The organism is Phormidesmis priestleyi ULC007 (assembly GCF_001895925.1).
GTDB lineage: Bacteria > Cyanobacteriota > Cyanobacteriia > Leptolyngbyales > Leptolyngbyaceae > Phormidesmis_A > Phormidesmis_A priestleyi_A.
In genome coordinates this window covers 32,312-53,296 of sequence record NZ_MPPI01000033.1, presented here as the reverse complement: position 1 = coordinate 53,296, position 20,985 = coordinate 32,312, and the positions used below count along the sequence as shown (strand labels likewise).

Annotated in this window: 22 protein-coding genes; 14 read left to right on the top strand and 8 right to left on the bottom strand. The window is 47.6% G+C overall.

Annotated elements, in window-relative coordinates:
- Positions 1-717 precede the first annotated feature (717 nt).
- From BRW63_RS20690 to BRW63_RS20660, 7 genes are all read left to right on the top strand, one after another.
- Entirely contained in the window at positions 718-1,080 is a 363-nt protein-coding gene (locus BRW63_RS20690) for a hypothetical protein (protein ID WP_143162091.1), read from the top strand.
- 47 nt (positions 1,081-1,127) lie between these two features.
- Positions 1,128-1,571 carry a hypothetical protein gene (locus tag BRW63_RS20685; RefSeq protein WP_073074305.1) on the top strand — a complete coding sequence of 148 codons (444 nt, stop codon included), beginning with the start codon at positions 1,128-1,130 and terminating at the stop codon, positions 1,569-1,571.
- Positions 1,572-1,631: 60 nt separating this feature from the next.
- Positions 1,632-1,793, top strand: coding sequence for a hypothetical protein (locus BRW63_RS28480; protein WP_181314443.1), 162 nt, complete (start codon positions 1,632-1,634; stop codon positions 1,791-1,793).
- Positions 1,794-1,899: 106 nt separating this feature from the next.
- Positions 1,900-2,388, top strand: coding sequence for a GNAT family N-acetyltransferase (locus BRW63_RS20675; protein WP_223257449.1), 489 nt, complete (start codon positions 1,900-1,902; stop codon positions 2,386-2,388).
- Positions 2,389-2,805: 417 nt separating this feature from the next.
- Complete coding sequence (locus BRW63_RS20670) at positions 2,806-5,490, top strand: MGH1-like glycoside hydrolase domain-containing protein (RefSeq protein ID WP_073074302.1); 2,685 nt, start codon at positions 2,806-2,808, stop codon at positions 5,488-5,490.
- Between the two features lie 273 nt (positions 5,491-5,763).
- Positions 5,764-7,140, top strand: coding sequence for a dihydrolipoyl dehydrogenase family protein (locus BRW63_RS20665; RefSeq protein WP_073074301.1), 1,377 nt, complete (start codon positions 5,764-5,766; stop codon positions 7,138-7,140).
- 13 nt (positions 7,141-7,153) lie between these two features.
- A complete protein-coding gene (locus BRW63_RS20660) occupies positions 7,154-7,543 on the top strand; it encodes a redoxin domain-containing protein (RefSeq protein WP_073074300.1) in 390 nt (129 codons plus the stop codon).
- Positions 7,544-8,609: 1,066 nt separating this feature from the next.
- Here BRW63_RS20660 and BRW63_RS20655 read toward each other — a convergent pair.
- On the bottom strand, positions 8,610-9,122 hold the full coding sequence (locus tag BRW63_RS20655) for a transposase (RefSeq protein WP_073074299.1): 513 nt from the start codon (positions 9,120-9,122) through the stop codon (positions 8,610-8,612).
- Between the two features lie 762 nt (positions 9,123-9,884).
- Here BRW63_RS20655 and BRW63_RS20650 point away from each other — a divergent pair.
- The 3 genes from BRW63_RS20650 to BRW63_RS20640 all read left to right on the top strand — a co-directional run bounded on the left by BRW63_RS20650 (position 9,885) and on the right by BRW63_RS20640 (position 12,172).
- Positions 9,885-10,973 carry a 30S ribosomal protein S1 gene (locus BRW63_RS20650; RefSeq protein ID WP_073074298.1) on the top strand — a complete coding sequence of 363 codons (1,089 nt, stop codon included), beginning with the start codon at positions 9,885-9,887 and terminating at the stop codon, positions 10,971-10,973.
- Between the two features lie 70 nt (positions 10,974-11,043).
- A complete protein-coding gene (locus BRW63_RS20645) occupies positions 11,044-11,784 on the top strand; it encodes an HAD family hydrolase (RefSeq protein ID WP_073074297.1) in 741 nt (246 codons plus the stop codon).
- Between the two features lie 25 nt (positions 11,785-11,809).
- Complete coding sequence (locus BRW63_RS20640; protein ID WP_083583119.1) at positions 11,810-12,172, top strand: hypothetical protein; 363 nt, start codon at positions 11,810-11,812, stop codon at positions 12,170-12,172.
- On the opposite strand, the gene BRW63_RS20635 is transcribed toward BRW63_RS20640, so the two are convergent.
- From BRW63_RS20635 to BRW63_RS20625, 3 genes are read right to left on the bottom strand one after another with little or no spacing between them, the layout of a single operon-like run.
- Positions 12,169-12,462, bottom strand: a complete 294-nt coding sequence (locus tag BRW63_RS20635) for a hypothetical protein (protein ID WP_073074296.1) — start codon at positions 12,460-12,462, stop codon at positions 12,169-12,171. The genes BRW63_RS20640 and BRW63_RS20635 overlap by 4 nt on opposite strands.
- A gap of 4 nt (positions 12,463-12,466) precedes the next feature.
- Positions 12,467-13,267, bottom strand: a complete 801-nt coding sequence (locus tag BRW63_RS20630; protein ID WP_073074295.1) for a DUF3598 family protein — start codon at positions 13,265-13,267, stop codon at positions 12,467-12,469.
- A gap of 9 nt (positions 13,268-13,276) precedes the next feature.
- Complete coding sequence (locus BRW63_RS20625) at positions 13,277-14,179, bottom strand: cell division protein FtsX (RefSeq protein ID WP_073074294.1); 903 nt, start codon at positions 14,177-14,179, stop codon at positions 13,277-13,279.
- 183 nt (positions 14,180-14,362) lie between these two features.
- Here BRW63_RS20625 and def point away from each other — a divergent pair, with 183 nt between their 5' ends.
- The 4 genes from def to BRW63_RS20605 all read left to right on the top strand — a co-directional run bounded on the left by def (position 14,363) and on the right by BRW63_RS20605 (position 17,903).
- Positions 14,363-14,926, top strand: coding sequence for a peptide deformylase (def, locus tag BRW63_RS20620; RefSeq protein WP_073074293.1), 564 nt, complete (start codon positions 14,363-14,365; stop codon positions 14,924-14,926).
- Positions 14,927-15,086: 160 nt separating this feature from the next.
- Entirely contained in the window at positions 15,087-15,284 is a 198-nt protein-coding gene (locus BRW63_RS20615; RefSeq protein WP_073074292.1) for a hypothetical protein, read from the top strand.
- 152 nt (positions 15,285-15,436) lie between these two features.
- Complete coding sequence (locus BRW63_RS20610) at positions 15,437-16,792, top strand: PrsW family glutamic-type intramembrane protease (protein WP_073074291.1); 1,356 nt, start codon at positions 15,437-15,439, stop codon at positions 16,790-16,792.
- Between the two features lie 157 nt (positions 16,793-16,949).
- A complete protein-coding gene (locus BRW63_RS20605; RefSeq protein ID WP_083583117.1) occupies positions 16,950-17,903 on the top strand; it encodes a hypothetical protein in 954 nt (317 codons plus the stop codon).
- A gap of 187 nt (positions 17,904-18,090) precedes the next feature.
- Here BRW63_RS20605 and BRW63_RS29070 read toward each other — a convergent pair whose 3' ends face one another.
- The 4 genes from BRW63_RS29070 to BRW63_RS20590 form a co-directional block, all read right to left on the bottom strand.
- Positions 18,091-18,282, bottom strand: coding sequence for a hypothetical protein (locus BRW63_RS29070; RefSeq protein ID WP_219898650.1), 192 nt, complete (start codon positions 18,280-18,282; stop codon positions 18,091-18,093).
- 98 nt (positions 18,283-18,380) lie between these two features.
- Positions 18,381-18,809, bottom strand: a complete 429-nt coding sequence (locus BRW63_RS29065) for a glycosyltransferase family 2 protein (protein WP_073074290.1) — start codon at positions 18,807-18,809, stop codon at positions 18,381-18,383.
- Positions 18,810-18,900: 91 nt separating this feature from the next.
- Positions 18,901-19,668, bottom strand: coding sequence for a methyltransferase (locus BRW63_RS20595; protein ID WP_143162090.1), 768 nt, complete (start codon positions 19,666-19,668; stop codon positions 18,901-18,903).
- An 84-nt stretch (positions 19,669-19,752) separates the two neighbouring features.
- Positions 19,753-20,883 carry an iron-containing redox enzyme family protein gene (locus BRW63_RS20590; RefSeq protein ID WP_073074289.1) on the bottom strand — a complete coding sequence of 377 codons (1,131 nt, stop codon included), beginning with the start codon at positions 20,881-20,883 and terminating at the stop codon, positions 19,753-19,755.
- Positions 20,884-20,985: the final 102 nt, after the last annotated feature.

Genomic DNA, 20,985 nt, shown 5'->3' with positions numbered 1-20,985 from the left:
ACCTCTTTTCTCCTGCTCTAGAACAAACCTCATCTTATCGTTGATGCGGGAGAACAATCCAAAAGTCCATTTCTCAATCGTGGCGAGTATAGACTCCCTATTAACGCTTCGCTTTCAGTCCTTTCGTAACACGCAATCTGTGCCCTGATGCAGTATAGAAGCAGATTCTGATTATGAATCTATTCAAAAGAAGTGTAGTGCTCTACGAACAGAACTCACTAAAGATCTCCTTTCTCGACGTGGAGTTCCTGATGTCCTCTAATGGATTTCATAGATGAAAATATAAGTGATTTTGTAGAAATCATCTCTGTAGAACACTCACAAATGTAGTAATTAAACAATTTTTGATGCCAATAATTGTCTAAAATTGTCACCTAACAATTCGCTTGGAGCGGACTACGAAAGATCTTGGTGTTGAGTTCAAGGTTACTTACAGCCGCTCAAGCGAACCGTTAGACCGACAGCGCTATTTAGTTCACTTGTACTGTATGCTAAAATCTTCGTGACGCTACGATCTAACTAGCGTTGGAACCGACAACCGAATTTGCATTCTTCGTCAGTGAGCAGAACCGCTTGCGGTTGCGGCTCAACTAGGTATGCGGCTTCGACTACCCGGTGAAAGAATTGATGAATTCAGAGCATCTCTAGTGGACAAAGAATGTAAGACCTTCCGATGGGTGGGCTTACTGTGAATTTAAAAAGGGCGAATTGTTCAAATTGGCTTGGAAAGACGATGAAGCCAATGCCAATAGACTTAAAAGAGATGACTTAATTCTGCTTCGTCAGCATGGGTACGTCACTCATCTTGTTAAAGTGCTTAATCGTCAGGCTGAACGTGAAGATTCGTCAAGTGATTGGAATCTTTATCGAATTGTTGAAGTGGTTTGGGCGATCGGTGGCACAAAGCCACCCCCTTCAGTGAAGGCAGAGTTGATTTTTGGCTACCCAGAAGTTCTCGCCTACATGGGTGGTGATGTCATGAAGCTAGAAGAATTGCCCACATTCAAAAAGGCTTGGGATACTCAGGGCGGGCTTTTGGCTTTCCAGCAGCATGTCCAACACAAACTTGCAGATATTTAAATTCGATCGCTACAGCCCAATTTTATACAGTTCATGCACCGGAAATTATGACCCGAACTCCTCAATCAAATTCCAGCACCAATATCGATGCGGCAAATCCGGCACTTCTCATTACGGGCTGTGTCATCGTCGGTCTGATGATGCTCGCTTTTAGCCCTGCAACCCCAATTTTTCTAGCGCTCTTGGCTTTAGCGCCAGCGATGCTTGCGAGTGAAAAAGGCGGAAAGCCACTCAATTGGTACTGCTATGGGTTTATGCTTTGGATCGTCGCCATCATTCACGCTGCGATCATCCCAGGAAATCCAGAAAACGCCCCAGCAATGAAACGTCAGTTTTGGCAAGGTGTGAGGATTGGCGCAATCGTCGTTGCCGTCCTCAGTATCGTCATCTTTCCAACGATCGAAGAAGGCAGTCCCGCCAGAGCCTTTCTGGGGATTTCTGCGATCGTTGGGTCTGTAATGGGCGGGGTTGCTTGGACACAGAAGATTTAGGAGGTTGTCCATCTGGCTTTTTCGTTTGTTATGATGACAGAGAAGCAAACGAGTCCTCTTATGAAGTATCCACTCCATACCCAATCCCAACCTGTTTCGGGCGAAGCAGCCAAGAAACTGCTGGAAGCGATCGATTCCGGTAGTGCAGTGGTTAATGATCGGGTTCTTGCCCTTGCAAAGCGGATTGCTGCTCGTCGTCGCAAAGCCCAGAAACATGCCTAGCTCCGGTAAGTTTGATGGCTTAGACTTCTCCCAAATCGATATTGAGCTTCTAACCCCTGAACTTCGGAAACTTGGTCAGGGGTTTCGCTGTATCAGGGGTGAATTCGTGACCTATTGGAAACAGGGGCGCATTCATCGGGAAATTGATGCATCCCTTTGTCAGTGCTGGATTGTCCGGGTTGAGGATACTTTAGCTGGCTATATTACGCTGTTAGCGGATAAGTTGCAGGTTGAAGATCCCCTGTTGGCGAAAGAAGGCGTGAAGTATAGGACTTTTCCTGCGGTGAAGATCGGTCTACTGGCAGTTGATCGACGGACAAAAGGTCTTGGTATTCGGTTGATGGATTGGGCAATCGACTACGTGATTACCGAGGTTACGCCGATAATTGGCGTGAGATTCATTACCGTCGATGCGCTCTATGATGCTGATGTTGAACCCGCTTATGATGCATCCGGTTTCTATGCAAAGTTAGGGTTTGAGTTTGCCATTCCCACCGATCCTTTACCACCTGTGAATCCCTATCGAACGATGTACTTCGATCTGAAGCAATTGAGCGAAGCTCTCGTCACCGAAGATATGACAGAAGATAGCTGATGATCTTGTCGTTAAGTTGCCGCATAACAACCCCAATGCACCCGACCGCCGAGAGGTTAGCTGCTGATTGTTCAAGGCTACCTGCGGCGGGTGATTGGGAACGTTATTCTGTCTACACTTTAGATTGTAATAGTCATTTGAGATTCATCGTTAAGTTTTGGTTAGGACTCAATTTGTTTATCACTCTGCTCAAGTGATCGGTTCTAACCTAACTGATCGCACGTGCGCTTGAACTTTGAAGCCGCCAAAGGTCGATCCGTCATCTTTCTGCTCAAGCGATCGGTTCTAACCTAACTGATCGCACCCACTCATCTCTCAGACATTTCTCATCTCATCCTCAACTTTCTATTGGTTTTTAGGTAGATACTCCAATTAAGAGATTTAACACCAGATTTTCTCACATGGAGTCTTCCAACAATGGCAACCACAACCGCAGAAGCTCAACGACTACAAGAATCGCTGACTCATCAGGCACACTGGCGCAGATGGGGATCGTATTTGAGCGATCGCCAATGGGGAACCGTGCGCGAAGATTACAGTCCGCATGGAACCGCTTGGGATTACTTCACACATGACCAGGCACGATCGCGGGCTTACCGTTGGGGCGAAGATGGCATTGCTGGAATCTCAGACAACCATCAGCGATTATGTTTTGCGATCGCGCTGTGGAACGGTGAAGATCCCATTCTCAAAGAGCGGCTATTTGGGCTGACTGGCAATGAAGGCAATCATGGCGAAGATGTCAAAGAATATTACTTTTATCTAGACAATACGCCGACGCATTCATATATGAAAGCGCTCTACAAATATCCGCATCAGGCGTTTCCTTATGCTCAGTTAGTTGAGGAGAATCGCCGCCGCGATCGCCATCAGCCAGAGTTTGAGTTGTTGGATACTGGAGTATTTGAGGACGATCGCTATTTTGATGTGTTTATCGAATATGCCAAGCAATCGGCTGAAGATATTTTGATTCAAATTACTGTGGTTAATCGGGGTGCTGAGGCAAAACCGCTCCATATTTTGCCAATGCTCTGGTTTCGTAATACCTGGTCATGGGACACTGACGAAAGTAAGCCAACCTTGCAAGAGACAAAATCAAACGCGAACGCGAATGTGATTAGTGCAATTCATTCAACGCTGGGGAAACGATGGCTCTACGCATCTGGAAATGCAGAACTTTTGTTTACCGAGAATGAAACAAATTATGAACGGTTGTTTGGTACGTCTAATGCTTCACCTCATGTAAAAGATGGCATTAATGATTACGTGGTTCAAGGTAATACAACGGCAGTTAATCGTGATCAAGTTGGCACAAAAGCAGCCGTGCATTACGAAGGGTCGATCGCGCCTGGTGAAACTAAAACAATCCAGTTGCGCTTGAGTGATGCGCCCAGTTTAAGTGAACCCTTCGGCGGTGAGTTTAATGCAACCTTTGCAACCCGCAAACAAGAAGCTGATGAATTTTACCGAGGTATTGTTTCCGCATCTATTAGCGAAGATATGCGAAACGTGCAGCGACAGGCATTTGCGGGAATGCTGTGGAGCAAGCAGTTTTATCACTACGTTGTAGAAGATTGGCTGAAGGGCGATCGCTCTGCACCTCAGCCCCCACCCGAACGCAAACGGGGCAGAAATCAAGAGTGGTTCCATCTCTACACCGATGACATTCTCTCGATGCCCGACAAGTGGGAATATCCCTGGTTTGCTGCTTGGGATCTGGCATTTCACTGTCTTCCGATCGCTATGATTGATCCAGATTTTGCCAAATACCAGTTAGATGTGCTGACGCGAGAATGGTATATGCACCCCAATGGGCAAATTCCAGCCTATGAATGGGCTTTAGGAGATGTCAATCCTCCGGTTCATGCGTGGGCAACCTGGCGCGTCTATCAGATTGAGCAAAAGATGTATGGACGTGCAGATCGTCAGTTTTTAGAGCGTGTGTTTCAGAAGTTGATGCTCAATTTTACGTGGTGGGTAAATCGCAAAGATGTAGAAGGCAGAAACGTCTTTCAAGGTGGCTTTCTAGGATTAGATAACATTGGTGTGTTCGATCGCAGTACTCAACTTCCGACAGGTGGATACATTGATCAATCCGATGGCACCAGTTGGATGGGAATGTATTGCTTAAATATGTTGACGATCGCGCTCGAACTTGCCAAAACAAATCCCGTTTACGAAGACATTGCTACTAAGTTTTTTGAACACTTTCTCTACATTGCCGATGCCATGAATCACATTGGTGAGATGGAAGACACGCTTTGGAATGAAACAGAAGGATTCTACTACGATGTACTGCATCTGCCTGACGATCGCCAGATTGAGCTAAAGGTGCGATCGATGGTCGGGTTGATTCCTTTGTTTGCCGTAGAAACGCTAGAACCAGAAACGCTCAAACAACTGCCTGCGTTCAAAAAACGGCTGGACTGGTTCATCCAACACCGTCCAGACCTGCGCCAGAATGTAGCTTGTATGGAAACGGAAGGAATGCAGGCACGGCGATTGCTGGCGATCGTCTCCCGCGACAAACTAAGACGGATTTTGCAAAAGATGCTCGATCAACACGAGTTCTTAGGAGACTATGGCATTCGGGCAATTTCTCGCTGTCATGCCGATCGTCCCTATATTTTTGATGCCGATGGAATGCAGTTTCGCGTCGATTATGAACCCGCAGAGTCTACTAGCGGTTTGTTTGGCGGCAATTCTAATTGGCGAGGTCCTGTCTGGTTTCCAGTCAACTTTCTCCTAATTGAATCACTGCAAAAGTTTCACGATTATTTAGGAGACGATTTCAAAGTAGAGTATCCAACTGGGTCAGGTCAAATGCTAACGCTCTGGGACGTGGCAGCTAATCTCTCGCATCGACTGATCCAAACTTTCCTCAAAGATTCGTCAGGACAACGACCCGTTTACGGCAGCAATGGTAAATTTCAAACAGACCCACACTGGCAAGATTTGCTGCTGTTCTACGAATACTTCCACGGCGATAACGGCGCAGGCATTGGTGCCAGTCATCAAACAGGGTGGACGGGTTTGGTTGCTCAACTGATCCAGCAATTTGGCGAGATTGACGAAGCGCACAGTAAATCAGACGCGCCATAGAGCTTTTTAGAGCATCAGTTAGTAGACCTTTTGCGTGATAGCGAAGAAATTGCCCTGAAACTTATATGTCAAAAGACTTGTAGCCGTTTTCTGGCACTAATAGCTGAAATGCCTGACCCGTAAAGCTTTTAGCCATTTTTTAGCTTACGACGCAAAAGGTCTAGTGTTAGAGATATCTCAAGAAAATTAATCTCCTACTCAGTTTCTTTTCAGTGTTCTTTAAGAGCATGAGACTGTTATGAGAGAAGCATTCCCCAGTGAGGCAACTAATCGATGGAAACCGCAGATGTGATTGTGATTGGCAGTGGTCAGGGTGGTATTCCACTGGCGGCTGATTTTGCCAAAGAAGGACGCAAAGTGATGCTGTTTGAACGGGATGCTTTGGGTGGTAGTTGTATCAACTATGGCTGTACTCCCTCTAAGGCTTTTTTGGCAGCGGCTCATGCAGCAGGGCGATCGCGGCAGGCTGAGAAGTTAGGCATTCATACTCAAGTCGAAGTAAACTTTCCTGCGGTGATGGAGCGGGTGAGAGCAATTCGCGATCGCTTCAGCCAAGGAGCTCACAAGCGACTAGAAGGCGCAGGTGTCAACGTCGTCTGTGCAGAAGCTTCTTTTACAGGTGAACGCACTGTTATAGGCGGAGATGTGACGGTTCAAGCTCCCTTAGTGGTGATCAACACGGGCACCTCATCATTGATTCCTGACATTCCCGGTCTTGCAGGAACTCCTTACCTAACCAACCGCAACTTCTTTGATTTAAAGACACTACCCCCACGTTTGTTAGTAATTGGGGCTGGCTACATCGGCTTGGAGTTAGGTCAGGGATTGGCTCGTTTGGGCAGTCAAACTCACTTGATTGTGCGAGGCGATCGCGTTCTAGGTCAAGAAGAACCAGAGGTCAGCGAGGTCTTAGCTGAGGCGTTAAAACAAGATGGCATTCAGGTTCACTTTGAGGTCAATGTTGAGCAGGTGGCTCACGAGAATGATGTATTTACGCTGACCCTCAGCAATGGTGAACAACTTCAGGGAGAAGCCTTACTGGTTGTGATTGGACGGAAACCAAACACCGATGCTCTCAACGTGGCAGCAAGCGGAATCGAGCTAGATAACCAGGGGTTCGTCAAAATCAACGACCAGTTCCATACAACTGGTTCTGGGGTTTATGCGATCGGAGATGCAGCCAAACAGCCTGCTTTTACCCATGTGTCTTGGGAGGATTATCGTCGTCTCAAAGCAATTTTGTGTGGTGAAAATCGGACGCGCCACGATCGGGTTCTCGGTTATGCCATGTACACCGAACCTCAAGTCGGGCGTGTCGGCATGACGCTAGAACAAGCTCAGAAAAAAGGCATCAATGCTCGCTGTGTAACGCTACCCATGAGCCATATTGCACGAGCGATCGAGTGGGGTCACGACCTGGGATTCTACCGCATGGTGATCGATCGCGACACCGACAAAATTTTAGGAGCAACCTTAGTCGGTTACGAAACGGCTGAGTTAGTCCACGTATTTCTATCTCTAATGGAAGCGGGAGCAACTTGGCAACTACTAGAACGATCGGTACACATTCATCCGACTTACGGTGAAGCATTACCCAGCTTAGCGCGGTTGTTGGTTGGAGACGATATGCCAGGTTGCCCCAATATGTAAGGAAGATTCAACCATGACAACGAATTTGCAAGTAGGAAATCACTTTTCTGACGTTGAGTTAGCGAACCACGAGAACGAACAGATTAAACTCTCTAGCCTCACCCAAGCGAGCTTGATGGATCAGTATTTAGGGTTTCTAGATGGCTATCCCCTGATTGTCGTTTTTTACCGAGGCTTTTTTTGCCCGCGAGATCGACAGCAGTTCACCCAACTGGTTCACTTTCAGAACGAATTAATGGTTAATTATGGCAAATTAGTGACGATCTGTGTTGATCCGCCTTTGGTTCAAGCTGCATTTCGGGCAGGTTTGGGGGCGCAGTGGCAATTTCTGTGCGATGAGTCGCGAGACCTGATCAAGCAAATTAACATCCTGGACGAGACTGAACTATTAACCCGACAATGACAGAGAATGCAGGCATTGGAGGAGGATTATTAGCATAGGAACATGAAGAAACCTCTACTCCTACAAGTCAACTAGAATGAGAACATCACTCTGAAAATGACCTGCACCTAAGTTCCCGACAGTAGTAATAGCAAAGGATGATGACATTCCTCAGGACAAATTAGCATTACAAGGCTAATTTAGGCGAGGTTTGGCAATGCGATCGTACAGAAGTCATAGATCGAACCCGCACTAGACAACTACTAGGAAGACATCCCGCACCGCCGTCCATCGTGGTCTACTGGTGGGACTGAAAAAAGTGATTAAATCTCTTTTTAAGAGATACTCAAACTAGCTACCCAAGGGGATTTCAGGAATTGTTTAACTTCTTTATTGAAAAAATTCATATTTTCTTATGTCGAAACCCAAGAAAAAGCGAGAAATTGTTTAACTTTATTTTTTAGTGCTTCTAAATCTGAACGAAGAATCAGCACTTTCAGACTACAAAATTGTCTAACTTTTTTATCTCTCCACACGAACCCAAGCGCGGAATTTCCGTTTTGCTTGGGTTTCGCCTTGGCACAGTCTTTTAGAAATTGATAAAGTCATTCTTTGCTCACCCGAGGAAAGAGTAGATTGGCTGAAACCTATTGATAGGTGCTGTTTTGAAGTTGATAAATGGTCAGGCTTTTGCCGTTATAGCGCCAAAATTCGCTCACTCCGATTTCGGTTTAGAGTGCATTGGTTCGTTAAAAATGTAGTAGTATTTGTCTAGTTCTGTGCCTCAAGTCTTCACGGTCAAGCGTCGTGAATTGCATTGATTTAAGGTTGAGTTCCAACTCTTCTATCAGAATTTCAACAAATACTCAAATCAAGCAAGTGGCGTTCTTGTGTTCTTGACGGGAAGACATAATTTCTAGAATGATGCTGTCGTAGGCAATACGAGGTGATGAGCAGTCTCCTAGTGCATCTGAAATTCCTGTAAAATCTGCCAATCGCTGCTACGAATCAACACGCGCTGATTAGCCAAGCGCATTTGAAGTGTTTCGGAAGTGCTGACCATTAAGAAAGTGTTTGTAAAGGTTGGTTAAGCAGTTTTAGGCTCGCAAGCTCGTCGATTTTTGGCTAATCGTCGCAGCATTAGTCGAATCATGACGATATAAATCATCCCTTCGTGATTTTCCGGCAACCGCTCATAGTCGCGAGTCAGGATTCGGGCATTCTCCAACCAAGTCCAAGTCCGCTCAACAATCCATCGTTTGGGTTCGACCTGGCAACCTTTGGTCTCAGTTGGACGCTGACTCATCTCAACGCTCACTTGTCGCTCTGGCTCGGCAAAGTAGCGGGTGATTAATGCGCTTAAGACTTCCCGATCTCCTTGGTCTGCCAGCACTTTAGCAATCCGTTCAAACTGCTCCCACACCCAGACCAAAACCGCAGGAGCCGCCTTGACATCGGCGGTATTCGCAGCAGTGACATAACCGCCCAACACGAGTCCCAATCCCTCTACAACAAGATGGTGCTTGCACCCTTTCACCTTTTTGGGTCCATCAACCCCGTGTTCTTCCCCCTTTTGGTCCGAGTTTGACGGACTGACTATCGATGATCCCTAAGCGCGGTTGGGACTCTCGCCCTTCCCGAACCCGCACTTGCGGCACTAAAGCTGCATTCCTCATAAGGTTCACTCAATAAGGTTCACTGAGGGTCTCAACTGAGAAATAGTCGCTTCCTTTAGGTATCGCTGATCTATTCGCTCACTGGACTACTCCTTCATTTATATTTACAAACACTTTCTGAACAAGACTGGCAACCGAAGTTGCGCTCCACCCCAGACCCTGTTCCTGCATTGGCATAATTTCCTGAACATTCAAAATAATCGCTTCTCCTAGGGGAGAAGCGAGAAGGGAGAAAATTAGGCTCTTGCCCCCTCGCCCACAAGGGCGAGAGGGGCTGGGGGTGAGGGGTAAAGTCTCTCGCGACAATGAAACCACCCTGCCGGAATTGGGGAGCTAGGGGGCGTTCCCGGATTGGCAATCGCCGCGAGAAATTTCATCGAATTCACGTTAAAGAAAAAGCCCGTCTTCAAAAACGCGCGGTTTTGTAATTTTGAAGACATCATCGCCGTTTGTCTTCCATAAGCTAGATGATAAATCTTGCTAATAAAGTTTAGTCATTCAGAAATATTCAGGTGTGAAGAGGGAGCCGGGTTGCGTTATGATAATGCTTCTAAACTCTTAGTCTGTCTAAAAGCAAATCTCTTACAATGGTGGAGAGGTGAAGGTGTAGGCTGCACACAATTATTCTGTGCATCGCATCGACAGGAGGCGAACCCTTACGGAGATACCACTGGGAAACTATCAGCATGGTCAATCAGAACACTTTAACTATTGATGTCGGCTTTACTCACGAAGATTTCGCAGCTTTGCTCGACAAATACGACTATCACTTCAGCCCTGGTGATGTCGTCGCCGGGACCGTATTTAGTCTAGAGCCAAGAGGCGCTCTGATTGACATCGGTGCTAAAACTGCTGCATACATTCCCATTCAGGAGATGTCAATCAACCGCATTGACAACCCTGAAGAAGTGTTGCAGTCTAATGAAACTCGCGAATTCTTCATTTTGGCAGATGAAAATGAAGACGGGCAGTTGACCCTTTCCATTCGTCGCATTGAATATATGCGCGCTTGGGAGCGAGTTCGACAACTTCAGGCTGAAGATGCTACGGTGCGATCGCTCGTGTTTGCAACCAACCGAGGCGGTGCCCTAGTTCGCATTGAGGGTCTGCGCGGGTTTATTCCGGGTTCTCACATCAGCACTCGCAAACCCAAAGAAGAATTGGTGGGTGAAGAGTTGCCCTTGAAATTTTTAGAAGTAGACGAAGAGCGAAACCGTCTGGTTCTCAGCCATCGTCGTGCCCTCGTTGAGCGTAAGATGAACCGCCTTGAAGTGGGCGAAGTCGTCATCGGCACGGTGCGTGGCATCAAGCCTTATGGCGCGTTTATTGACATCGGCGGTGTGAGCGGTCTGCTGCACATCTCAGAAATCTCTCACGATCACATTGACACGCCTCACAGCGTCTTTAACGTCAATGATGAGGTGAAGGTGATGATCATCGACCTTGATGCCGAGCGTGGTCGGATCTCGCTGTCTACTAAGCAGCTAGAGCCTGAACCTGGCGACATGGTGAAAAACCCTGAGGTGGTTTACGAGAAAGCTGAAGAAATGGCAGCAAAGTATCGTGAACAGATGCAGATCAATCAGCAGGGCAGCGCTCCGGCAGCAGTTGCCGAAGAAGTGGCTGCGGTTGAAGAAGAAATTCCTTCTGCGGAAGAAGAGGCAGAAATTCCTCCGATCGAAGCTGTGATTGAAGAAATTCCTTCTGCGGAAGAAGAGGCAGAAATTCCTCCGATCGAAGCAGTCGAAGAATTGGTTCCCGCGATCGACGAATAGTTGCCGCTAATTGATTCACAGAAAGAGGGAGTAATATCCCTCTTTTTTATTGACCCTGATCACAAACGCTATGGCGACGATTCAATGTGGTGCCAAAACTTTCTATAACGTTGAGGCAGTTCTCTTCGACAAAGATGGAACGTTAGCCGACTCCCGTGATTTTCTGGTTGCTTTGGCGCTGCAACGATCGCGCTTTGTCGAGGCGCAAGTGCCCGGAGTCAAAGAGTCTTTATTAAAGACATTCGGACTAGTCGATGGACGAGTCAACCCCGTCGGATTGATTGCCGTCTCGACTCGTCAAGAAGATGAGATCGCAACGGCTGCCTGCATTGCTGCAACCGGGCGAGACTGGATCGAGGCAAAAACGATCGCTCACACTGCTTTGCTGGATGCCGATCGTGCCCTCCCTTGCAAAGCTGAACTGACTCCGCTTTTTGAAGGGGCACGTCTGTTACTCAAATCCTTGGTAGGTTCCGATCTCAAAATCGGCGTTCTCTCTGCTGACACCGAAGAAAACGTGCAAGATTTTGTCAAACTCTATGATCTCGCGGCTTATTTCCAGGTGCAAATGGGCAGCCGTAACGGACTGAGCAAACCTGACCCACGCCTGCTGCATCTAGCGTGTCAAGCGTTAAAAGTGTCTCCTGCTGCTACTTTATTGATCGGAGATTCTAGTGCAGATATTGAATTGGCGAGACGAGGCGGCGCGATCGCAAGTGTGGGAGTAACTTGGGGAGGCACCCATCCCCATCAATTGGCAAATGCCGATGTGATCGTCGATCGCTTCGAGCAAATTCATCAAATTCATTAAAACAATCCTGTGGAGCTTTTTGATCATGCGATATTTCATTTTATTAACGCTGTTGGTGTTTCCGTTTGTCGTCAGCCCGATCGTGCGTGCCCAATTCACCGATCCGATCGTTCAAGCCAAAGTTAAAGAAATCGAAGCACTCAGCCGCGCCAAAAATCTTGCACGTCAAGCGGGTGAAGCGGCGAATGGTGGGCTTGGCGTTTATCGGGCAGAGCGATCAATGCACGGCTCGGCCGCCCAATCTCCTTACGTTGATAAAGGTGACTTTTGGCTATTTACCTTCAAAGGAAGCGCTCCGGGTTCTGACACTCCATTTATAGAGACCGAAGTGCGCGTAGACAAAGCCGACTTCAAAACAACGGTGCTTTACAATGGTGCGATTCGTTAAGTCGTCTCAGCTTGAATCTCTTGTAAAATCGTTGAAATTTCTTCTTCCGATTGAATGTGTCTTGCTAATACTTGAGCCATTGTTTCTAGCACCCGTTCAGAAAAAACCTCAGTTAAATCTTGCCGCAGCCCTTGCCCGATATAGAGCCTCAGCAGCACTTCTAAAGGCATATCTCGACTATCTGCAACCCTTTTAAGCGATTCCAACACATCAACTGGAACTTGAAGCGCAACGGTTTTTGTCACACGAGGGCGAAGATGCAATTTGAGATTTTCTTCAGGGTTGTTCATAGGTTTAAGAAGTTTTCCTTTCGGTCAACAAAGTCAAGCTCACCCATTCTCCTTTATCGCTGTAGCGGCGGATCAGTCGTTGACGCAAATCGGGCTGAAGCAACCAACCCACTTCTAAAAACAATGGCTGACCCAATTTAATTTGCACCGGGCACGTCGAAGAAGCTCCACCTGGCAACAACAGCACTTGTATCTGCTCAAACGAAAGCACCGAACCGTGAATTGTTGCCGTTGACGCGATCGTCCTCTCTCCCCCAAACGATAATTCTTGCACCAGCCGATCGCTTCCTTCACGGTGCAGCTTTAAGGATGTTTGATAAGAGTCAGGCGATCGCCCGTCAGGATAAATCGTCACCGCTTCACCGTTCCACTCGCCCACGAGATCATCCACTGTCAAAAGCGGAAACTCTGGCGCATTCGTTCCGACTCGCTGCTCTCGAATCAGCGTTAATTGCTCAAGCTGACTCTCTTTGTTAAACAACTGCACTAGGCGAAGGCGACGATCGTCGTGCAGCAAAGCTAACTCTGCCCCAAACTGCGTGTAGGGCGCAAACTGCATTGATCCTGTAGAAAACGCCCCATTTTCACAAAATCGCAGCCCACCGCCGATCGTCGAATATTCCGCCACGAGATCTTCTTTACCTGCACGGCGCAGCGTCAGGCGCACCTTCTGATTATTGTCTAGCCCTTCTAGAGATAGCAAAGACGGCGTATCGCTGAGAATTTCTCCTCGCGGCGAGAATTGCGTAAACGAACCCTGCCACTCGCCTAGATTTTGTAGAAAACAGTCCCATTGAGATTTCATAAGGTTGAATTAGCGAGTTGCAAAACGACGAACGGCAAAGAGACTTCCTAACAAACCGACAGAGCCACCAAATCCCAGCAAGATCAGCGGCAGAGCCAGCGTGTCGATCGGGCGAACTGACAGATCCGTTGCCAAGAATTGTACAAAATCTGGCTGCTGCGCCAGCAAGCTTCTCAAAAACTGTTCGACCGCTCGAATCAAGCCCCAGGCGATCGTCGCGCCTACCACTCCAAACACCACGCCTTGCAAGATAAACGGTAGATAAATCCAGCTTGAGGTTGCCCCAACTAGTTGCATGACCTCGATCTCGTGGCGACGTGCCATAACGATCAGGCGGATAGTGGTGCTGATCACAGCGATCGCCGTCAGCGTCAATAGCCCGGTAATCATCAAACTTAGCCAATTTAAGCCGCGATTGAGTTGAGCGATGCGCTTGACGGCTTCGTCTACATATTGTACGTCTTCCACGCCCGGCAACCTTTTCAGCTTTTTAGCCAAGATGGGAACCGACTCTGAAGATTTAGCCCTGACTTTGAGTTCGTCTACTAAGGGGTTGCCTTCAAGCTGGCGATCGGCATCTTTGAGATCAGAAATGCCTAGATCTTTGACCAGGTTTGCCCAAGCTTCTTCTTTAGGAATATTCTTCACCGCCTCAGCTTCTGGAAACTTTATCACCACGGGTTTCAGGGTTGCGCCATCGACCCCAGTTTCTAAATAAACCGAAACCTCTAGCTGACTGCCCACCTGATTGAGCAAGCCTTCTAGCTGCCAAGAAGCCTGCAAACCCATGCCAAACAGAAACAGCAGCACTGTCACTGTGCTGACGGCTGCCCAATTCATCCAGCCACCGCGACGCAAACCGAGCAGCGTTTCTCGCCCCAAATAATCTAGCTTTGTCAAAAAACGAAACACACGCTATCCCCAAATTTTGGTCGTCTCCGTTATCTTTTATCACCAAGTTGGCAAAGCTTCTAAAAAATTTGGGCGACATCAAACATAAAATCTCTAACATTTGGGGGAGTCGCCAGAATTCGTTAAGATAGATTTAAAGCGGAATCAGTTCGACCTTTGTCATATTGTTGAGAAATTAAGTCCATGACTTCTGAAGTTTTGGTTGAGAAGAAAAAGTTAGCGAAGCCACCCTTAGAGATTTACCAACTGGGCGATCGGGTGTTGCGTCAGCCCGCCAAGCGTGTCTCAAAAATTGATGCTGAGATTCGGCAGATGGTGCGTGAGATGCTGCAAACCATGTATAGCGAAGATGGCATCGGGTTAGCAGCTCCGCAGGTGGCGATCAATAAGCAGCTAATTGTTGTAGACTGTGACCCTGAAAATGCAGCAACTCCGCCTCTGATTTTGATCAACCCGGTGATCAAAAAATCGAGCCGTGACTTTGAGGTTGGGCAAGAAGGCTGTCTGAGCATTCCAGGAGTCTATTTAGATGTGACGCGCCCAGAAGCGATCGACGTTTCTTTTAAAGATGAGCATGGTCGTCCACAGATCATCAGTGCCACCGGGTTACTTGCCCGGGCCATTCAGCACGAAATTGATCACTTAAATGGGGTGCTGTTTGTCGATCGCGTTGAAAATAAGCTGGCTCTCACTCAAGAACTCACCAAGCGCGGCTTTTCGGCTCATGCGGTCAAACCGATCGCTTAGGGCTATGGATTAAGTAACTTCTGATTCTATGGGTTAGGCATCTTGCCTGACCTCAAACAGCCGAGACGGCTGTTCCACCTTAACTTAATCCGCGATCGCTTAAAGTTTGAGTGAACCGATTAAATAAACTTTAGAATTATTAAAATTAGGGGCAAAATCTGTGACTCCAAAAAGTGGTGTGTTTTTAGGCGGATCGTGTGTGGCAGCGATCGCCGCAGTCGGTTCGGTTTTCGAGTTATCGTCTGGCAACCCTCAGCTAGGTGGACTGACCACCGGAATTATTCTCGCAATCAGTGTGCCGCTCACAGCAATTTTCTTTTACACTGCCGTCTTAGACACCAAAGCGAACCAAAAATGAACCTCAAGTCATTGAGTTTGACTGGCAGATTCTTCATTCAAACTTGATGATTTAGCCAAAAGGGTTCAAGATTATGTATGAAATGTTTCCTATAGCCTGACATCTTCTACCGGGTGCTTCTGGCTCATGCCATCCGCTGAAATCCGCGAACAATGACGGGCAACCCCCTTGCGATCGCTTCACTGCGACAACTGCCCAGTGGAAGCTTTTCTGCACAGAAACAGCCAACCTATTCTCTTTCTACTGAACAAATAATGGCGATCGGGCGTGACCCTCGTTGCCAAGTTGTTCTCGACTCGACTGTCTATGGCTCGGTTTCGCGTCGTCACGTTGAGATTCGCCCAACTGCCACCACTGCAAACGGGCGACCTACCTGGTGGGTGTGTGATCTCAATAGCTCAAATGGCACTTATCTGAATGGCAAACGGTTGCGAGGATGCAGAGTTTTGAATGGGGGCGATCGAGTTTCGTTGGGGCAAAATGGCCCAGAGTTTGTGTTTGACTATTGCGCTCCTCCAAACCCTTCACCGCCTGTCCAGACTCTAAAGGAGATGAAGCCGCTCCTACTCGTGCCACGGGTTCCTAGAAATTCTGTCACGTTTACTCAGCTTTTTCCGATCGCTTCGGCAGGGCTGAATCTGCACCAAAAAGCCTATCTTGCCCCCGCCATGATCACGGTTGGCTTTGTGGTCAGCCTGTTTGTAGCCGTCGGGAACGCGGTTCTATTTAACCTTTTATTAGCCACTTATATCGCCCTGGCTGCTTACTATTTTGTCTATCGACTTTGCGGCAAGCACAAACCCTGGTGGGTGCTGTTGAGCGCAGGGTTGACGACGGTGCTGTTGTTGCGAAGTCCGGTTTTGCCGCTGTTCATTGTGCTGTTTCGACAACTCTTGCCGGGGCAAGTTCCCGAAGCGGGAGAGCCGATGAACTTTATGGTGCTACTGATTCGGATGTTTTTTGGTGCGGGGTTAATGGAGGAGCTACTTAAAGCCCTGCCGCTTTTAGGTTTTTATCTTTTAGGACGATTGCTTCCAACTCCTTGGAAAGAGCGCGTTGGCATCTCAGAACCGCTCGATGGCATTTTGTTAGGGGCGGCTTCTGCTGTAGGCTTTACTCTGCTGGAAACTCTGGGGCAGTATGTGCCGGATATGATTCAAAACACAACATTGCAGCTTGGCGATGGGCCCCGGCAGCTCATGGGGCTGCAACTGCTGATTCCTCGTCTGTTAGGTTCAATATCAGGGCACATGGCTTATAGCGGCTATTTTGGCTATTTTATTGGGTTGAGCGTTTTGAAGCCTAGACAAAGCGCAGTTATTTTGGGGATCGGCTACCTTTCGGCGGCTAGTTTGCATGCTTTGTGGAATGCGATCGGTTCGGTGAGTCCTTTTGTTTTGGCACTCGTCGGAATTTTGTCTTATGCCTTTTTAGGGGCTGCCATTCTTAAAGCTCGCACGTTATCACCGACACGATCGCAAAATTTTGCCACTTATCTAAGGAGATAAAAAAAGATTTTTTCACCCTCTGAGATTGCAGATATTCCTTCTTTAGAGAGAGGGTTCAAATGACGTTCGTTCTTACGCTCTAAAAGTCAAGCTGAAAAGTCAACAGCGCTTTTTGGTGGCGATCATAAACCTACGTCTAGAATTTATTAGATAAGCTATGAAATTTAATCTGTTTCGGTTCAAACGTGTTTTCTTACCCCTAAGTTTTGTTTGCCTAGCTGTTTTTGCAGGCAACTTAAAAGCACAGGCAGAAGGCCCCAGCAGCGATCATGCGCCACTTGCAGAAAGCTCTGTTAGTGCGTCGATCGCTGCCCCATCACAACCGATCATGCCTCGCGTGGTTAAGCCAGTTCCGGGTAAAGTGGCTCAGTCTGCGATCGGGCTGTCGAGTCTCCGATCGCCTCAGGAAGCGAAGACTCCTGCTCAAGCCAATTTTACAGAATCTCCTATTTCACCTGGAACCGCTGTGGCTCAGAACACAAGCCCATCTGGGACTTCTCAACCTGACACATCGGGGACTCCGACCCAAACTCAGAGCGCTCCGCAGCCTGTTCAGACCCCAGTTCAAACTGAGACGACTCCCACTCAAACGACTCCTCAGATTCAGCCTACTGTTCCGACTGAGACGACTCCCACTCAAACGACTCCTCAAACCACACCAATTCTGAATCAAGTTTCTCCGGGGCAATCGACTCGATCGGGTTCTAGCTATGTGGGGATCGGCGGCAATATTGGCATCGGCAGTGGCGACACTTCACTGGGCGAAGGCAGCTTTGCAGTGATCAGCAAGATTGGCTTACTGCGTTCGTTTTCGGTGCGTCCTTCTTTGCTATTTAGCGGTGACGTGACAATTTTGCTTCCGGTTACTTATGATTTCTCGTTTGGCGAAGGCCCGACCGAAACGCTAGGCTTTACGGCTGCCCCTTATGTCGGGATCGGAGCCGCGATTTCGACCGGAGATGGTGGTGACGTTGCGCTGCTGCTAACGGGTGGAGTTGATGTTCCTATTAGCTCACAGTTTACGGCGACGGCTGCGGTAAACGCCACTGTGACTGGAGAAACGGCTATTGGCATTTTGGTAGGCGTTGGGTACAACTTTAGCGGGTTCTAACTGAACGTCAGTTCGACGAGGTTTTTCGCTTCGTTGTCAGCGGCTTCTGCCCCCTAAATCCCCCATTTTGGGGGACTTTGAACCGGAGATTTTGGCTTGAAGTGAGCCAGCTTTGGGGATTTAGGTAGCTCTCCCGAATTCACAACCGGAGCAACCCACTTCTATCGAACCGACGTTAATTGAAACGTCAGTTCGATGAGTTCTTTTGCTTCGTTCTCCAGCGCTTCAGCCCCCTAAATCCCCCAAAATTGGGGGACTTTGAACACTGTTGCCAAAACCGGAAGCCGCCCACAGTGCGAAGCTTGGCAGTGTCATACATCACACATCCGCCGACCCAGGCAACGCGATATTTGCGCGATCGCTCAGGAGTGAGTCCCATTTTTGCTGAAGATGATAGAGATTCGCTGCGTTGTGCAGCCGCCAGCGATCCCACTCAAGCATTCCAGGTTCTAGAGTTTCTGACTCAACTTTTCCCTCCTAAAACTCGATCGCTTGCTCATGAGTTCTGACATCTTCAATAAAGCTCAACCCGCTTGCGCTGCCCACAAAACCGCAGCCTTCTTCTTGAATCGCGGTTAGCATTTGTTGAACGACATAAGATTCTAAAATCAGATCGTCATCTAAGAATAGAGCATAGGGAGCCGTCACTTGGTCGAGCAGAAACTGCCGATGTTCTGCCATGCCCAAGCGTGGTAAATGCTTGTGAATTTCGATCGGTTGACCGTGCGATCGTAAGGCTCTTAAAACGGCTGTCACCTCCGCGATCAAGCCACTGTCAAAGTCTTCAGTCTGGTCAGAAATAACGACGCAAAAGTCGCGATAAGTTTGAGAGATTAGACTGGCGATCGTAATCGCTAATGCTGCTGGGCGATTATAATTAGGAATCAGAATATCAACGGTTGCCATTTCACACACGCCTCACCAACAGCTACAAAAAGAGAATAGGTAATGAACTAATTATTCATTACCTATAGATTCTGAATTGACCATGAAAACATCACAAAGATGTCATCACTTGAATCAGTTCGGTAGATATATCTGCATCACAAAGAGAATGTTTCTTAAACAAAACACCTGCCAAGAAGTAAATGTTGCCAGAATAAAAGGCTTTACGATTTTGGCGCAACTCAGAGATGTGATTTTTGACCTTGGGTTCTGAACTGTAATAACCGAATTTTAGCGGTGTAATCATAAAATCAGCAACACTATAACCATTTGCCCGTGCATGCTCGATCGTGCCAACTGGATTAGAGTAGCTAGAAATTAGCAGCATCACACTCGGATAGTTGAGCGATAGCAATCGATTGGTAATGGTTGCACCGTCAACCCCACCGTGTAATAAAGGCATGGAAATATTGTTATCGGGTGCGGGAATGTAAGGCGGATTAGCAATCAGATATTGAGCATCAGGTTGAGATGTTTCAAAAAAGGACTGATTGTAAACTGTGTATTGATGGTTGAGATTGTGTTGGTTAATTCTAGATTGAGCAACTGCATGCGCTGAAGAATTCAGTTCATAGCCGTGCACTTTGCTGTTAAAATTAATTCTGGTTAAAGAATTGATAACCGGAGTGCCATCACCACAGCCAAACTCTACGACTAAATCAGAATTGCTGCACTGATTAAACACCAAACGCTCTAAACAATGGGAATAGAAGTGGGATTCTTCAGGGCAGAAAAAGACTTCCTTTTCAGAAAAAGACTTTTTAGACTCAGGGGATTCGCTTTGTGAAGCTCCAGAAGAGCGCAGCAATATTCCAGTCAAGGTAATAACCTCACTTTGTGATAGGGAGTTAATAACAAAATTTAGTGAAGGGCAAGCGATCGCCCGTCCTAATCAAATCGAGCGCTAGGGTGCTGGAATGACGGGCAAAAGGTCAGTCTGTTCACCCTGACGAATCACTTGCACAGCCGCAGCGCTGGCTCGATCACCCATTAATTTTTCCTGTTCATAGCCCAGCACGATCTGCCAAGCCTGATCGGGATACATCTGCACCAAAGGCAGCGTGACGTTTTCGATCATCCAGCGTCCGTGCCGCTCGTCTTCTTTGATGTGCAAATCCCAATAGCCCATCGCCCCATCAGAAAGCTGCAACCGTTGGGCTGCTGCTAAATAAGTGCGATAAGCTGACGGGCCTGCCACCTCAAAATAGGCAAGTCCTCCGTTGTAGCGCAGAAAGTGGCGCTTACATTCTGTGAGCAGGAAGTTGTGATTAATGCTGGCCAAAACTTCCCAGGGCACCAACTCAAAATAGGCTTCTGGCTGGGTGCTAAGTCCGAGTTCGGTCAGCATTTGAGCAAAGAATGTGGAATGTTTTCGCGAGAGACGACCATTGCCATATTCTTCAAGCAGCACTTTGGTTAAAGTGGCTTGTACCTCATTAGCTGCGCCTCCTAAAATCCGAGACAGCCGACTGGCTTCGATTAGCCCATCAAACGACGTAATGGCAAGTAAGTAACGATAGCCCTCAAAGGTCATTTGCTCGCGCATATAATGAGCATCCGACGAGAGAGGCGGATCGAGGTCGGCGGCAAAGCGATCGAGCAGTGCCTGTTTTGCATCTAGCGATCGATAGTCATCGACTGCCAGCTTTGACAATTCCCACTGTTGCCACGGGGTTTCGATGCGATCGCGGATTTGGTGCAGATAGAGCGATCGCTCGTTGGAATAGTGACGCAAATCATCGTACCAAAACAGATTGAGCCGATTGATGCGATAGAGGACTCGTTGAATAAAGCGATGAGCCGCCTCCAACCCTTGCGGAGTTTGATATGCGTCTTCGAGAGCAGAATTAAGCGCGTTTTCAAACAGGCTAACCGCCGCAGCGTGAGTCTGCAAGTTACGATCTAAATCTTCGACCTCGACTAGAGTGATAAACGCTTCTTCGGCCGCGTAGTAGGCATTGTGTTTTAGCTGAGTTTTTAGGGTTGCAGGAATTACCCGCGCGGTTTCCGGGAATGCAACTAAGCTACCTTGCATAGGTCGTGACTTCTATTTGTACTCTCTCGTACATATTGGATTAAATATTTGATGAATTCTATCTACTCAAGATATAGATCAGTCAATCTAAAGGTAGAGTTT